General features: G+C 57.9%; 10 protein-coding genes. 6 read left to right on the top strand and 4 right to left on the bottom strand.

Features of this window, described 5'->3' with window-relative positions; translation table 11 throughout:
- Window positions 1-20: 20 nt before the first annotated feature.
- Window positions 21-1,343, bottom strand: coding sequence for a xylose isomerase (gene xylA / locus AAE045_RS17405; protein WP_202305659.1), 1,323 nt, complete (start codon window positions 1,341-1,343; stop codon window positions 21-23).
- 378 nt (window positions 1,344-1,721) lie between these two features.
- Between xylA and xylF the strand changes: the two genes are divergently transcribed.
- From xylF to xylR, 4 genes are all read left to right on the top strand, one after another.
- The gene (xylF, locus tag AAE045_RS17400) at window positions 1,722-2,714 is read left to right on the top strand and encodes a D-xylose ABC transporter substrate-binding protein (RefSeq protein ID WP_455548804.1); all 993 of its coding nucleotides are present in this window, start codon (window positions 1,722-1,724) and stop codon (window positions 2,712-2,714) included.
- 57 nt (window positions 2,715-2,771) lie between these two features.
- Entirely contained in the window at window positions 2,772-4,313 is a 1,542-nt protein-coding gene (locus tag AAE045_RS17395; protein ID WP_455548803.1) for a xylose ABC transporter ATP-binding protein, read from the top strand.
- The gene (gene xylH, locus AAE045_RS17390; RefSeq protein WP_455548802.1) at window positions 4,291-5,472 is read left to right on the top strand and encodes a xylose ABC transporter permease XylH; all 1,182 of its coding nucleotides are present in this window, start codon (window positions 4,291-4,293) and stop codon (window positions 5,470-5,472) included. Before AAE045_RS17395 ends, xylH begins: the two co-directional genes overlap by 23 nt.
- 94 nt (window positions 5,473-5,566) lie before the next feature.
- Complete coding sequence (xylR, locus tag AAE045_RS17385) at window positions 5,567-6,745, top strand: D-xylose utilization transcriptional activator XylR (RefSeq protein WP_455548801.1); 1,179 nt, start codon at window positions 5,567-5,569, stop codon at window positions 6,743-6,745.
- 75 nt (window positions 6,746-6,820) lie between these two features.
- Here the strand turns inward: xylR and AAE045_RS17380 are convergent, their stop codons facing one another.
- The gene (locus tag AAE045_RS17380) at window positions 6,821-7,663 is read right to left on the bottom strand and encodes a protein bax (protein ID WP_455548800.1); all 843 of its coding nucleotides are present in this window, start codon (window positions 7,661-7,663) and stop codon (window positions 6,821-6,823) included.
- Between the two features lie 313 nt (window positions 7,664-7,976).
- Here AAE045_RS17380 and AAE045_RS17375 point away from each other — a divergent pair, with 313 nt between their 5' ends.
- Both AAE045_RS17375 and avtA read left to right on the top strand, forming a co-directional pair.
- A complete protein-coding gene (locus AAE045_RS17375) occupies window positions 7,977-9,995 on the top strand; it encodes an alpha-amylase (protein ID WP_455548799.1) in 2,019 nt (672 codons plus the stop codon).
- A gap of 212 nt (window positions 9,996-10,207) precedes the next feature.
- Window positions 10,208-11,461, top strand: coding sequence for a valine--pyruvate transaminase (gene avtA, locus AAE045_RS17370; protein ID WP_455548798.1), 1,254 nt, complete (start codon window positions 10,208-10,210; stop codon window positions 11,459-11,461).
- A gap of 212 nt (window positions 11,462-11,673) precedes the next feature.
- Here avtA and AAE045_RS17365 read toward each other — a convergent pair whose 3' ends face one another.
- Window positions 11,674-12,696, bottom strand: coding sequence for a HoxN/HupN/NixA family nickel/cobalt transporter (locus AAE045_RS17365; RefSeq protein ID WP_455548797.1), 1,023 nt, complete (start codon window positions 12,694-12,696; stop codon window positions 11,674-11,676).
- A gap of 4 nt (window positions 12,697-12,700) precedes the next feature.
- Complete coding sequence (gene hypF / locus AAE045_RS17360) at window positions 12,701-14,938, bottom strand: carbamoyltransferase HypF (RefSeq protein WP_455548796.1); 2,238 nt, start codon at window positions 14,936-14,938, stop codon at window positions 12,701-12,703.
- Window positions 14,939-14,961 lie beyond the last annotated feature (23 nt).

Genomic DNA, 14,961 nt, shown 5'->3' with positions numbered 1-14,961 from the left:
CGCAGACGGGGTGGATAAACTTACTTATCGAACAGATAGTGATTAACCAGGTTTTCCAGCAGCTCCTGATGGCCGCTCTGGTGCTGCGGTGCCAGGTTGTGCTGCTCAGCGTACTGCGCAATCTGCGCCAGCGACATCTGTCCCTTCAGAATTTGCTGGCCCAGTTCACCATTCCAGCCCGCGTAGCGTTTTGCCACGCGTTTATCCAGCTCGCCGTCTTCTATCATGCGGGCCGCGATTTTCAGCGACAGCGCCATGACGTCCATGGCACCGATATGGCCGTAGAACAGATCGTATTTGTCGGTGCTCTGACGACGAACCTTGGCGTCGAAGTTCAGCCCGCCGGTGGCAAAGCCGCCCGCCTTGAGGATTTCGTACATCACCAAAGCATTTTCTTCCACGCTGTTCGGGAACTGGTCGGTATCCCAGCCCAGCTGCGGGTCGCCGCGGTTGGCATCCACGGAGCCGAAGATGCCCAGAGCGATGGCGCTGGCGATTTCATGGTGGAAAGAGTGGCCCGCAAGCGTGGCGTGGTTAGCTTCGATGTTTACCTTGATCTCTTTTTCCAGGCCGAACTGCTTCAGGAAGCCGTAAACCGTGGCGACGTCGTAGTCATACTGGTGCTTGGTCGGCTCCTGCGGTTTTGGCTCGATGAGCAGCGTGCCGCGGAAGCCGATTTTATGTTTGTGCTCAACCACCATCTGCATGAAGCGGCCGATTTGCTCACGCTCCTGGCGCAGGTCGGTGTTCAGCAGGGATTCGTAGCCTTCACGCCCGCCCCACAGCACGTAGTTTTCACCGCCCAGCTGGTGCGTAGCGTTCATGGCTGCCACAACCTGAGAGGCCGCCCAGGAGAACACTTCCGGGTCCGGGTTGGTGGCGGCCCCTGCGCCGTAGCGCGGGTTGGTGAAGCAGTTTGCCGTGCCCCACAGCAGCTTAACGCCCGTCTCCTGCTGCTTTTGCGCCAGCAGTTCAGTCATCTGCGCGAAGTTGTTCAGATACTCTTTTAAGGAGGCCCCTTCCGGCGAGACGTCGACATCGTGGAAGCAGTAGTAGGGCACGTTCAGCTTGTGGAAAAATTCGAAGGCGACGTCGGCCTTACGTTTTGCCAGCGCCAGCGCGTCACCGGCCTGCTGCCACGGGCGCTCGAACGCGCCAACGCCGAACATATCTGCCCCGTTCCAGCAGAAGGTGTGCCAGTAGCAGGCGGCGAAGCGCAGATGCTCCTCCATGCGCTTGCCCAGCACCAGCTCATCAGGGTTGTAGTGGCGGAACGCCAGCGGATTGGTGGATTTAGGGCCTTCAAAGCGAACTTTATCTAACTGGTCGAAATAGGCTTGCATAATGAACTCCGTAATCAGGAAAACGAGCGACCGGGCGAATGGAATGTCCGTTTATCCTGGATTTTCCGCGGCGGATGCTCAATTACGTTATTTCACACTGCGCTTTAGAGAATACCCAAACGTGCGCCACCTCGCAAAAAACGCTGAAAAATAATCTGCGAAATCATTCGAGGCCTATTCCATAAATTATGAGAAACAATGAGCGGGCTAATTTAAAAGAAGATCCCCATCATAAATTGACAATTAAACCAAAAAGCGTAATGGGAAAATAAAAATCTGTAATTGATGATTATTCAAACAGCGTCAACAATTCCCTGCGTCTGCACCCGTTCATCCTTCTTTAATCCGAATAATCACCACCCTACAGGTAACAATAATATGAAGATTAAGAACCTCTTACTGACACTATGTGCATCGCTGGTACTCACCAGCGTGAGCGGCATCGCCAAAGAAGTTAAAATCGGTATGGCCATTGATGACCTGCGCCTTGAGCGCTGGCAGAAAGACCGCGATATCTTCGTGAAGAAAGCGGAATCGCTGGGGGCGAAGGTGTTTGTCCAGTCTGCCAACGGCAACGAAGAGACCCAGATGTCGCAAATTGAAAACATGATCAACCGCGGCGTGGATGTGCTGGTCATTATTCCTTACAACGGACAGGTATTAAGTAACGTGGTCGCCGAGGCGAAACGTGAAGGCATAAAAGTATTAGCTTACGATCGCATGATTAATAATGCGGATATTGACTATTACATCTCTTTTGACAATGAGAAAGTCGGCGAGCTTCAGGCGCAAAGCATTGTTGATAAAGTGCCTTCCGGTAATTATTTCTTAATGGGCGGCTCGCCGGTTGATAATAACGCCAAACTTTTCCGCGCCGGGCAGATGAAAGTCTTAAAACCCTATATTGATAGCGGGAAAATAAAAGTGGTGGGCGATCAGTGGGCGGACGGCTGGCTGCCGGAAAACGCGCTGAAAATTATGGAAAACGCCCTGACGGCGAACAACAACAAAATTGATGCCGTCGTCGCCTCAAACGACGCCACCGCAGGCGGGGCTATTCAGGCTCTTAGCGCGCAAGGGCTGGCGGGCAAAGTGGCTATTTCCGGTCAGGATGCGGATCTGGCGGGGGTGAAGCGCATTATGGCGGGTACGCAAACCATGACGGTTTATAAACCGATCACCAAACTGGCGAATACCGCAGCGGAAATTGCCGTTGAGCTGGGCGATGGTAAAACCCCGGCTTCGGACGCCAAGCTTAATAACGGCCTGAAAGATGTCCCTTCCCGCCTGTTAACGCCAGTCGAAGTCGATAAGGCCAATATCGACAGCACCGTGGTGGCGGACGGCTTCCACAAGAAGAGCGAGCTGTAACCTTTTCGCCCGCGGCACGCTGCGGGCGGCAACCTTTAGCCAGACGGGGGAAGGGTTATGCCTTACTTGCTGGAAATGAAAAATATCACCAAGGCTTTTGGCGTGGTGAAGGCGGTGGATAACGTCAGCCTGTCGCTCAACGCCGGGGAAGTGATGTCCCTGTGCGGAGAGAACGGCTCCGGGAAATCCACGCTGATGAAAGTGCTGTGCGGCATTTACCCCTACGGCAGCTACGAGGGTGAAATCTGGTTTGCGGGAGAAAAGCTCCAGGCCGCCCACATTCGCGATACCGAACGCAAGGGTATCGCCATCATCCACCAGGAGCTGGCGCTGGTGAAGCACCTCACTATCCTTGAGAACATTTTTCTCGGCGCTGAAATCACCCGCTTTGGCGTGCTGGACTACGAAAGCATGACCCTGCGCTGCCAGAAGCTGCTTGCGCAGGTGAGCCTGAATATTTCCCCTGACACGCGAGTGGGCGAGCTGGGGCTCGGGCAGCAGCAACTGGTGGAAATCGCCAAGGCGCTGAATAAACAGGTGCGGCTGCTGATTCTGGATGAGCCAACGGCCTCGCTCACCGAACAGGAAACGGCCATTTTACTGAGGATTATTCGCGATCTTCAGGATCACGGCATCGCCTGTATCTACATCTCCCACAAGCTCAACGAGGTGAAAGCGATCTCCGACACCATCTGCGTGATCCGCGACGGGCAGCCGATCGGCACGCGGGATGCGGCCCAGATGAGCGAGGATGACATTATTACCATGATGGTGGGCCGTGAGCTGACGGCCCTCTATCCCAGCGAGCCGCACCAGACCGGCGAGGAGATCCTGCGCGTTGAACATCTCACCGCCTGGCACCCGGTTAACCGGCAGATCAAACGGGTGAACGACGTGTCGTTTTCCCTGCGTAAAGGGGAGATTCTGGGCATTGCCGGGCTGGTCGGGGCAGGGCGCACCGAGGCGGTCCAGTGCCTGTTCGGCGTCTGGCCGGGCAGGTCGGAGGGGCAGATCTACATCGACAACAGGCCGGTAAAAATCAGCCGCTGCCAGCAGGCTATCGCACACGGTATCGCCATGGTGCCGGAAGACCGCAAAAGAGACGGCATCGTGCCGGTGATGGCGGTGGGGCAGAACATCACGCTGGCCTCGCTGGGGCAGTTTTCCGGCGCGTTATCAAGCCTGGACGACGCCGCCGAACAAAACTGCATCCTGCAGTCTATTCAGCGGCTGAAGGTGAAAACCTCCTCGCCGGAGCTGGCCATCGGTCGCCTGAGCGGCGGCAACCAGCAAAAGGCCATTCTCGCCCGCTGCCTGCTGCTCAACCCGCGCATTCTTATCCTCGACGAGCCCACGCGCGGCATTGATATCGGGGCCAAATACGAAATCTACAAGCTGATAAACCAGCTCGTGCAGCAGGGCATAGCGGTGATTGTCATCTCCTCTGAGCTGCCCGAGGTGCTGGGGCTGAGCGACCGGGTGCTGGTGATGCACGAGGGACGTATCAAAGCCGATTTGATCAACAGCAACCTGACCCAGGAACAGGTTATGGAAGCCGCACTGAGGAGTGACCACCATGTCGAAAAGCAACCCGTCTGAAATCAAACTGGCGGCCCCGCTGGCGACCCCGTTTGCCGGCCTGAAGGCGATGAACCTGCAGGTGTTTGTGATGATTGCCGCGATTGTGGCCATCGTGCTGTTCTTTACCTGGACCACCGACGGCGCCTATCTGAGCGCGCGTAACGTCTCTAACCTGCTGCGCCAGACGGCTATTACCGGCATTCTGGCGGTGGGCATGGTGTTCGTGATTATCTCGGCGGAAATCGATCTCTCCGTCGGCTCGATGATGGGGCTGCTGGGGGGCGTGGCGGCAATCTTTGACGTCTGGCTGGGCTGGCCGCTGCCGTTAACCATTGTGGTTACGCTCGCGCTCGGCCTGGTGCTGGGGGCGTGGAACGGCTGGTGGGTTGCCTATCGCAAGGTGCCGTCGTTTATCGTCACTCTTGCGGGCATGCTGGCGTTTCGCGGCGTATTAATCGGCATTACCAACGGCACCACGGTTTCGCCGACGAGCGCGGCCATGTCGCAAATCGGCCAGAGCTACCTGCCGGACGGCATCGGCTTTGGCGCAGGCGTGCTGGCGCTGGTGGCTTTTGTCGGCTGGCAGTGGCGGCTGCGAATGCGCCGTCAGGCGCTGGGGCTGGTCACGCCAGCCTCCACCGGCGTCGTGGGGCGGCAGGCCATCACGGCTGTGATTGTGCTGGGGGCGATATGGCTGCTCAACGACTACCGTGGCGTCCCCACGCCGGTGCTCATTTTAACCCTGCTGCTGCTGGCGGGGATGTTTATGGCTACCCGCACCGCCTTTGGCCGCCGCATCTATGCCATTGGCGGCAACATCGAAGCGGCGCGGCTTTCCGGGATTAACGTCGAGCGCACCAAGCTGGCGGTGTTCGCGATCAACGGCCTGATGGTGGCCATCGCCGGGCTGATCCTCAGCTCGCGCCTGGGGGCCGGTTCGCCTTCTGCCGGGAATATCGCCGAACTGGATGCCATCGCCGCCTGCGTCATCGGCGGCACCAGCCTTGCCGGGGGCATCGGCAGCGTCGCCGGGGCCGTCATGGGGGCCTTTATTATGGCTTCGCTGGATAACGGCATGAGTATGATGGACGTGCCGACCTTCTGGCAGTACATCGTTAAGGGGGCCATTTTACTGCTGGCGGTGTGGATGGATTCCGCCACCAAGCGCCGGGCGTGAGAATGTGCAGGCGATCACAATGCCGGGGAACGAAACCCCGGTTTTGTCCCTTGCTATGGTATTCAAATACCGGGTAATTTCAGGAATCTTTAGCATGTTTGAGAAGCGTCATCGCATTACGTTGTTATTCAATGCCAACAAAGCCTACGACCGTCAGGTGGTAGAGGGCGTGGGTGAATATTTGCAGGCGTCTCAATCAGAATGGGACATCTTTATCGAAGAGGATTTTCGCGCGCGTATCGACAACATCAGGGAATGTTTAGGCGACGGCGTAATTGCGGATTTTGACGACGAGGAGATCGAAAGCTTACTTCAGGGGGCGGATGTGCCGATTGTGGGCGTCGGCGGCTCCTATCACCTGGCGGAAAACTATCCGCCGGTGCACTACATCGCGACCGACAACTTCGCGCTGGTGCAGAGCGCCTTTTTGCATCTGAAGGAAAAGGGCGTGAACCGCTTTGCGTTCTACGGGCTGCCCGGCTCCAGCAACAAGCGCTGGGCGGTGGAGCGGGAACATGCGTTTCGCCAGCTGGTGGCGGAAGAGAAGTACCGCGGCGTGGTTTACCAGGGCATAGAAACCGCGCCGGAGAACTGGCAGCACGCGCAGAATCGCCTGGCGGACTGGGTGCAGACCCTGCCGCCGCAGACGGGCATCATCGCCGTGACGGACGCCCGCGCCCGCCATCTGCTGCAGGTCTGTGAACATCTGCATATTCCGGTGCCGGAGAAGCTCTGCGTGATTGGCATTGATAACGAAGAGCTGACGCGCTATCTCTCCAGGGTCGCCCTGTCGTCCGTGGCGCAGGGGACGAGGCAGATGGGCTATCAGGCTGCCAAACTGCTGCATCGCCTGCTGGATAACGAAGAGCTTCAGCTTCAGCGCGTGCTGGTGCCGCCGGTGCGCGTGGTGGAACGCCGCTCGACCGACTACCGTTCGCTGCACGACCCGGCGGTCATTCAGGCGATGCACTACATCCGTAACCACGCCTGCAAAGGCATTAAGGTTGAGCAGGTGCTGGATGCGGTGGGCATTTCACGATCGAATCTGGAGAAGCGTTTTAAAGAAGAGGTGGGGGAAACGATTCATGCGGTCATTCACGCAGAGAAATTAGAAAAGGCGCGCAGCTTACTGATTTCTACTTCCTTGTCGATAAACGAAATTTCACAGATGTGCGGCTATCCGTCGCTGCAATATTTCTATTCGGTCTTTAAAAAAGAGTATGACGCGACGCCAAAAGAGCATCGGGAACGTTTTAGCGAGATTTTAGTTTAGGGTTATAAACATAAAAAAACGCCTTCCGAAGAAGGCGTTTAATTAAATACAATCAGTTAACGATGAATTAACAAATTAGTTGGCGACCATTAAACGCTGGTTGCTCTGATACATCGCAAACAGGAAATTATTATAGCTGCTGCCGCGGGTGGAATACCCTTTCAGCTTATGAATCATATTGCTGGCCGTCACTTCCTGATCCGCTTTACGCAGCTGCGCACGAGATTTACGGAATGACTTGTAGGCCGGGTGCGTATTCAGGTTTTCCACGTAAGCGGTCACGCCTTCCTGTACTGAATCGAAGTGCTGGTAACCTTTCACCTTGCCAGAACCGCTGTTGCAGTGGCGTTTGCTGCACTTCATGCCGAACAGGTTGTTGTTGTTACGGGCAAGCTTAGAGGTGCCCCAGCCGCTCTCTGCCGCCGCCATGGTCGCCACCATTTTGGTAGGAATGATGTCGACTTTTTCCATCAGCGTATTCCACGGCACACGGTTGGTGTTGCCGTTCCACGCGATTTTATAGCGTTTGGTGATGCCTTTCAGGCGCGTGCGCTCGGATGGCGACCAGCGCTGCTCGTACTGCTTGGAAACCAGCCAGTTACGGTCAGCGGTGATTGCTGCATTTTGACTGGTAATGTATGGCATGACCGTCCGGAGAAACGCCTTTTTCCTGGGTGTTCCGGAAGGGTATTTTCGCAAATCAGGGAGAGATGCCAGTTCACTATTGCGAGAATACTCTTTCTTACTACTTGCCAACTTATTACTTGCCGTCTTGCTGCTAACTACTTTACTGCTCTTTGTAGAATGGGCTTTATGCGATTTTGGCTCATGGCTACTTGCTATAACCCCAGCTGAAAAACTGAAGGTGAGTAGCATGAGTATCGCAGCCCCAAATCGTCGGATTGGGGTTGATATCATTAGATCTCCTGGGCGGATCGCTGCGTGTCTGGTGCCTTAATTGTCAAAGGATTCGAACAAATTAAACGCGAATATTAGCAAAAATAACCTGCCAGGGCATCAAAAGAAATAGTACGAATCTGAAACGATGTCACGTACGAACTTCTTATGACGGCGAAAAGTAGCGTTATTTGCGGGAGTTATCGCATATTTCAGCAAAATGTTATCGCCATCACTCACCCGGCGTTCTCCTCCCTCTCATCCCGGCCAAAGGATGAATATCCTTTTTAAAAACAATGCCAGACTGTTTAAAAGACGCTCAAGGGCAAAAATAATGAAAAAAATTCCTCTGTTGCTTTTACTGTTCCCTGGTCTGGCGCTGGCAAACTGGTCGGCAACGGGTCTTTCGGCGTTTGATGAACAAAGCCCCGGCCTGTTTGTCAGCCAGTCAAAGCTCGCGAAGGGTACGCTGCCTTTGAATCTGAAACTTGACCAGACGTGCTGGCAGCCCGCCGAAACCATAAAACTCAACCAGATGCTGTCTCTGAAGCCCTGTGAAGGCGCGCCGCCGGAGTGGAAATTGTTCCGCGACGGCGAGTATCAGGTGCAAATCGACACCCGCAGCGGCACGCCTACGCTGATGCTGAGCGTGAAAAGCGCAGCCACCGCCGCGCCGGTTGATGTCACCCGCCAGTGCCCGAAATGGGACGGCAAACCGCTTACGGTGGACGTGAGCAAAACCTTTCCGGAAGCCAGCGAAGTGCGGGACTTCTACAGCGGACAGACCGCAACGGTCAAAGATGGGAAAATTACGCTGATGCCTGCGGCGAACAGCAACGGCCTGCTGCTGCTGGAAAGCGCCGCTCCGCAGAAAACCGCCGCGTTCAGCTGGCACAACGCGACAGTTTACTTCGTGCTGACCGACCGCTTTGAGAACGGCAACCCCGCCAACGACAACAGCTATGGCCGCCATAAAGACGGTATGCAAGAGATTGCCACCTTCCACGGCGGCGATCTGGCGGGGCTGACCAGCAGGCTGGACTATCTGCAAAACCTCGGCGTTAACGCGCTGTGGATAAGCTCGCCGCTGGAGCAGATCCACGGCTGGGTGGGCGGCGGCACCAAAGGGGACTTCCCGCACTACGCCTATCACGGCTACTACACCATGGACTGGACGAAGCTCGACGCCAACATGGGCAGCGAGGACGATCTGCGCAGGCTGGTGGACGAGGCGCACAGGCGCGGCATCCGCATCCTGTTCGATATCGTCATGAACCATACCGGCTACGCGACGCTCGCGGATATGCAGGAATATCAGTTTGGCGCGCTGTACCTCAAGGGCGACGAGGTGACCAAAACGCTCGGCAAGCGGTGGACTGACTGGAAGCCAGGCCCGGGGCAGAGCTGGCACACATTTAACGATTACATCAACTTCAGCGACAAGGCCGCCTGGGACAGCTGGTGGGGCAAAAACTGGATCCGCACCGATATCGGCGACTACGACAACCCCGGCTTTGACGATCTCACCATGTCGCTGGCGTTCCTGCCCGACCTGAAAACTGAATCCACCGGGGTAGCCGGGCTGCCGGTATTTTACCGCCACAAGCCGGATACCAACGCGAAAGAGATCGCCGGGTACAGGGTGCGTGATTATATGACCCATTGGTTAAGCCAGTGGGTGCGGGAATACGGTATTGACGGTTTCCGTGTCGATACGGCTAAGCACGTAGAGAAAGCGGCATGGAAGCAGCTCAAAGCGCAGTCCGAGGAAGCGCTGGCGGCGTGGAAGAAGGCTAACCCTGACAAGAAAATGGACGATACGCCATTCTGGATGACCGGGGAGGCCTGGGGACACGGGGTCATGAAGAGCGACTACTACAGCAGCGGCTTCGACGCGATGATCAATTTTGACTACCAGGAGCAGGCGGCAAAAGCGACGGACTGCCTGGCGAATATGGATCTGACCTGGCAGCAGATGGCGGAAAAGTTGCAGAGCTTTAACGTGCTGAGCTACTTATCCTCGCACGATACCCGTCTGTTCCGCGAAGGCGGTCAGCGCGCCGCCGAATTATTATTGCTGGCCCCGGGCGCGGTGCAGATCTTCTACGGCGATGAGACGGAGCGCCCGTTCGGCCCGACCGGCTCCGACCCGCTGCAGGGAACGCGCTCCGGGATGAACTGGGGTCAAAACGCCGCCACCCTGGCGCACTGGCAGAAAATCAGCCAGTTCCGCGCGCGCCACCCAGCTATTGGTGCAGGAAAGCAAACAACCTTAAGCATGCAAGAAGGATACGGATTCAGCCGCCGGACGGCAGATGACAGGGTGATGGTGGTCTGGGCCGGGAACCAGTAGGCCGGATAAGCAAAGCGCCATCCGGCAAACCACACCCGTAGGCCGGATAAGCAAAGCGTCATCCGGCGCGATCTTCACCACAGCATTAAATGCTATCCATCTGCGTAAGGGCAGCATATTGCCAGGGCCGGGCTATCCTTAATGCGTTTGCACCATGGCATCTGCGGCGTTATGGTTAGCCTCTTTCTGACAGCAAGCGACAGACCCACGTTATGACGTTTTCACTTTTCGGCGACAAATTTACCCGCCATTCAGGCATTACGCGCCTGATGGAGGACCTCAACGACGGTTTACGGACGCCCGGCGCGATCATGCTCGGCGGCGGTAACCCGGCGCAGATCCCCGCGATGAACGATTATTTTCAGAATCTGCTGGCCGAAATGCTGGCGAGCGGGAAAATGACCGATGCGCTCTGTAATTACGACGGTCCGCAGGGGAAAAGTGAGCTGCTGGACGCGCTGGCCGGCATGCTGCGTAACGAATTAGGCTGGGATATCGAGCCGCAGAATATTGCACTGACAAACGGCAGTCAGAGCGCATTTTTCTACTTATTTAATCTGTTTGCCGGTCGCCACGCGGACGGCAGCACTAAAAAAGTGCTTTTCCCGCTGGCGCCGGAATACATCGGCTATGCCGATGCGGGCCTCGAAGAAGAGCTGTTTGTCTCTACCCGCCCAAACATAGAACTGCTGCCGGACGGCCAGTTTAAATACCACGTCGACTTCGAACACCTGCAAATCGGCGAAGATACCGGCATGATTTGCGTTTCGCGGCCGACCAACCCAACGGGTAACGTCATTACTGACGAAGAGCTGATGAAGCTCGACGTGCTGGCGCACCAGCACGGTATCCCGCTGGTTATCGATAACGCCTACGGCGTGCCGTTCCCGGGCATTATCTTTAGCGAAGCGCGTCCGCTGTGGAATCCGAACATCGTGCTGTGCATGAGCCTCTCGAAGCTGGGCCTGCCGGGCAGCCGCTGCGGAATCATCATCGCCAACGACAAAATCATCTCCGCCATTAAAAACATGAACGGCATTATCAGCCTTGCCCCCGGCGGGATCGGGCCAGCCATGGCCGCTGAGATGATCAAGCGTAACGACCTGCTGCATCTGTCTGAAACGGTAATCAAACCGTTCTATTACGAGCGCGTTCAGCAGACAATCGGGGTTATTCGCCGCTATTTGTCAGAAGATCGCTGCCTGATCCACAAGCCGGAGGGCGCAATATTCCTCTGGCTGTGGTTTAAAGACCTGCCGATCACCACCGAACTGCTTTATCAGCGCCTGAAAAAACGCGGCGTGCTGATGGTGCCGGGAGATTATTTCTTCCCGGGCCTGGACAAGCCGTGGCCGCACACGCATCAGTGTATGCGCATGAACTACGTGCCGGAGCCGGAGAAAATCGAAGCGGGCGTGAAGATCCTGGCCGAAGAGATAGAGCGAGCCTGGGCCGAAGCAAAATAAAAGTTAAACGACGCGGTGTCGGATGACGCTGCGCTTATCCGACCTACAAACTCCGCGTCTGGCTTGTAGGGTGGATGACGCTGCACTTATTCGACCTACAAACTCCGCGTCTGGTTTTAGGGTGGATAAGCGCCAGCGCCATCCACCAAAGATTTAGCGCACAACCAAAGCATTTGTAGGGTGGATAAGCGCCAGCGTCATCCACCAAAGTTTTAGCGCACGACCAAAGAGTCGTACCCCTTCCAGCGGTAGTTGAGCATCGAAATTCCCCAGCAGGCGATAAACAGCCCGACGACCACAAAGCCCGCGTTGCCGAGGTTTTCGTTCAGGGCGATGACCCACTGCCAGGCACCCGTATTCAGATCGAACTTATCCGCCAGCAGCCCCAGCGCCTCCAGGCCGCCGATAAACAGTGCCACGACCACCGAAGTGCCGGTGATGGTCATGTTGTAGTAGAGCTTGCGCTGCGGTTTGTTAAACGCCCAGCCGTAGGCGCCAACCATAATCACGTTATCGAGCGTATCGACCAGCGCCATGCCGCTGGCAAACAGCGCCGGGAAGACCAGAATCGACCAGATGGACATACCGCTCGACGCGCTGGCGGCGGAGATGCCCAGCACGCCAATTTCCGTTGCGGTATCAAAGCCTAAGCCAAACAGGAAGCCGACAAAATACATATGCCAGCTTTTGCCGATCAGGCGGAAAATGGAGCGGAACAGCCAGCTCATGACGCCGCCGCCGTTAAAATCGGTCGCGTCCACCGTCTGCGGCTCGCCGTTTTTCAGCTGGCGGAAGCTGCGCCAGACGCCGCGTAAAATAACCAGGTTCACCAGCGCCATCGCCAGCAGGAAGCAGGCGGAGACCGCCGTGCCAATCACGCCGCCCACGTCATGGAACCAGCCCATCCTGCTCTGGAACGCCGCGGCGGTGGCGGCTATGGCGATGGAGGCCAGAATCACGATGCTCGAGTGGCCCAGCGAGAACCAGGCCCCGATGCCAAACGGGCGTTTTCCCTGCTGCATCATTTTGCGGGTCACGTTATCAATCGCCGCGATATGGTCTGCGTCCACGGCGTGGCGCAGGCCGTAGCACCAGGCAAGCAGGCTTGCCGCCATCAGCGCCGTGCTGTGATGAAACGAAACCAGCGCCCAGGCCCAGGCGGCAAGGTTAGCGACGACCAGCCCCGCCAGCAGGACGGCGGCTCGTGGGTTGTCTCGCAAAACTCGTACAAACATCTTGTTATCCTTTTGATGCAGTTAACAGACGGGAGGCCACAACAACAGCCTGCCCCAGAGAAAGGGCACCGTCGCCCGCGGGCAACCGTGTCGGGAAAAGCAGAGTGAAATCTGCGAGATGGTGCGCAAACCGCTCGCGCATCAGGCGGTTATGCAGGACGCCACCGCTGAAAACAATCGTCGTGATACGCAGCCGCTCCGCGTGCAGCCTCGCCAGATCGGCAAAGCCTTTAGCCAGCGCATCGTGGAATGCCCAGGCGCGGGCCGGGGCAGGTTCATGCCAGGCCAGCCACTGCCGCCAGAAAGTCCGCAGGTCGGGCTGGCCGTCCTTCAGCGGCAGAGTGACCGGATGCGTGCAGGAGAGGCTTTGAGCCGCCAGGGCTTCAAAACGGCAGGCCGCTTCCCCTTCATAGCTTTGCACCTCCGGCGCACAGTTCAGCGCGCAGGCGGCGGCATCGAACAGCCGTCCCGCCGAAGAGGCCAGCGGCGAGTTGATTCTGCGTCCAACCGCTCTGGAGAGCGGCTGCCACGCCTGCTGACGAACGGCGGCGGTTTCGGAACGCTGTCGCCAGTCCGGCACATAGGCCAGACAATGGGCGAGGAGGTTGCGCCACGGCTGATGCGCGGCAAGATCGCCGCCCGGCAGCGCCACCGCTGGCAGCCCGCCCAGGCGCTCACAGCGCTGATAGCTGACCCGCAGGCATTCGCCGCCCCACAGCTCGTTATTTTCGCCGAAGCCGATGCCGTCGAGCGTCAGGGCAATTACCTCGCCGCCGTCCAGCGGCCACGCGTGCTCCGCAAGGCAGGCAGCGGCGTGGGCGTGATGATGCAGGACTTCACTGACGGGCAGCCCCATTTCGCGTCCCAGCAGGGCGCTGCGGTAGCCGGGGTGGGCGTCGGTTGCGATATGCTGCGGCGTAAAGTCGTAGGCCTCGCACATCAGCTTACGCGCCCGCAGCCACTGCTCCTCAACGCCTTCCTCCGACAAATCTCCCAGATGCTGGCTAAGCACGGCCTGATTTCCACGCAGCAGGCAGAAGGTATTTTTCATGTCCGCGCCCGTGGCCAGAATCGGCGGCAGATCAATAAAGCCAGGCGGCAGCGGCAGGGCGTCCGGCACGAAGCCACGGGCGCGGCGCAGCATCTCTCCGCTGGCCCGGATAACGGAATCATCCATGCGCTGCACGATATCGCGATTGTGCAGCAGCCAGCCGTCGGCTATCCCGGCGAGATCGCAGAGCGCCTGTTCGTTGGTCAGGGCGGGAGGCTTGCCGTTCAGATTGCCGGAGGTCATCACCAGCGGCGCGCCGAAGTCCTGCATCAGCAGGTGCTGTAGCGGGCTGGACGGCAGCATCACGCCGATTTCCGTGAGGTGCGGGGCGATGCCGTCGCTCAGGCCGCGCAGCAGGGTTTTGTCCATCAGGACAATCGGGGCCGCGGGCGTGTCGAGCTGCGAGCGGACTTCGTCAGGTAACGGCGTTGCCTGCGGCACTATCACCGCCAGCGGTTTACCCGGACGGCGTTTGCGCTCGCGCAGGCGTGCCACGGCGGCATCGTTGCGGGCGTCTACCGCCAGATGAAAGCCGCCGAGGCCCTTGATAGCGACAATTTTTCCGGCCTTCAGCGCCATAACGGCGGCGAGCAGCGCAGGCTCGCGCTCCAGATGCAGCTTACCGGCCTGCCAGCTAATCTGCGGCCCGCAGTCGGGGCAGGCAACGGGCTGGGCGTGGAAGCGGCGGTCCGCCGGATCCCGGTACTCTTTTTCGCACTCCGGACAGAGCGGGAAGCCTGCCATCACCGTTTTCGGGCGGTCATAAGGCATGCCGTGGATAATGGTGAAACGCGGGCCGCAGTGGGTGCAGTTAATAAACGGATAGCGGTATCGACGCTCCGCCGGATCGTTAAGCTCGCGCAGGCATTCCGGGCAGGTCGCCGCGTCCGGCACAATCTGCGTGTCCATCGCGCAGCCGTCGCTCTGGCGGATGGTGAAACCCGCAGGCAGCGTATCCCAGACCATTGCGCTTTGTTCGACGGCGTCGATGCGGGCCAGCGGCGGGCAGTGGGCGTGCAGCCCGGCAATAAACTCGTCGACACCCGTGGCCAGGCGTACGACTACCCCGGCACCGTCATTACAGACGTCGCCGCAGAGGTTAAGCCGCTGGGCAAGCTGCCAGACGAAGGGCCGGAAGCCAACGCCCTGGACTTTGCCGCGAATACGCAGGATTACGCCGTTAAATTCCAAAATCTCTTCCACAAATTAAAAAA

The organism is Dryocola clanedunensis (genome assembly GCF_038405435.1).
In the GTDB taxonomy this organism is placed as follows: domain Bacteria; phylum Pseudomonadota; class Gammaproteobacteria; order Enterobacterales; family Enterobacteriaceae; genus Dryocola; species Dryocola clanedunensis_A.
This window is presented reverse-complemented; position numbering and strand designations above follow the sequence as displayed.

What these genes read in the sequence shown, in the direction of transcription:
- xylR (WP_455548801.1), top strand. Translation starts at nt 5,567, where the DNA reads ATGTTTGAGAAGCGTCATCGCATTACGTTGTTATTCAATGCCAACAAA.
- AAE045_RS17380 (WP_455548800.1), bottom strand. Translation starts at nt 7,663, where the DNA reads ATGATATCAACCCCAATCCGACGATTTGGGGCTGCGATACTCATGCTA.
- avtA (WP_455548798.1), top strand. Translation starts at nt 10,208, where the DNA reads ATGACGTTTTCACTTTTCGGCGACAAATTTACCCGCCATTCAGGCATT.
- xylH (WP_455548802.1), top strand. Translation starts at nt 4,291, where the DNA reads ATGTCGAAAAGCAACCCGTCTGAAATCAAACTGGCGGCCCCGCTGGCG.
- AAE045_RS17375 (WP_455548799.1), top strand. Translation starts at nt 7,977, where the DNA reads ATGAAAAAAATTCCTCTGTTGCTTTTACTGTTCCCTGGTCTGGCGCTG.
- AAE045_RS17365 (WP_455548797.1), bottom strand. Translation starts at nt 12,696, where the DNA reads ATGTTTGTACGAGTTTTGCGAGACAACCCACGAGCCGCCGTCCTGCTG.
- xylA (WP_202305659.1), bottom strand. Translation starts at nt 1,343, where the DNA reads ATGCAAGCCTATTTCGACCAGTTAGATAAAGTTCGCTTTGAAGGCCCT.
- AAE045_RS17395 (WP_455548803.1), top strand. Translation starts at nt 2,772, where the DNA reads ATGCCTTACTTGCTGGAAATGAAAAATATCACCAAGGCTTTTGGCGTG.
- xylF (WP_455548804.1), top strand. Translation starts at nt 1,722, where the DNA reads ATGAAGATTAAGAACCTCTTACTGACACTATGTGCATCGCTGGTACTC.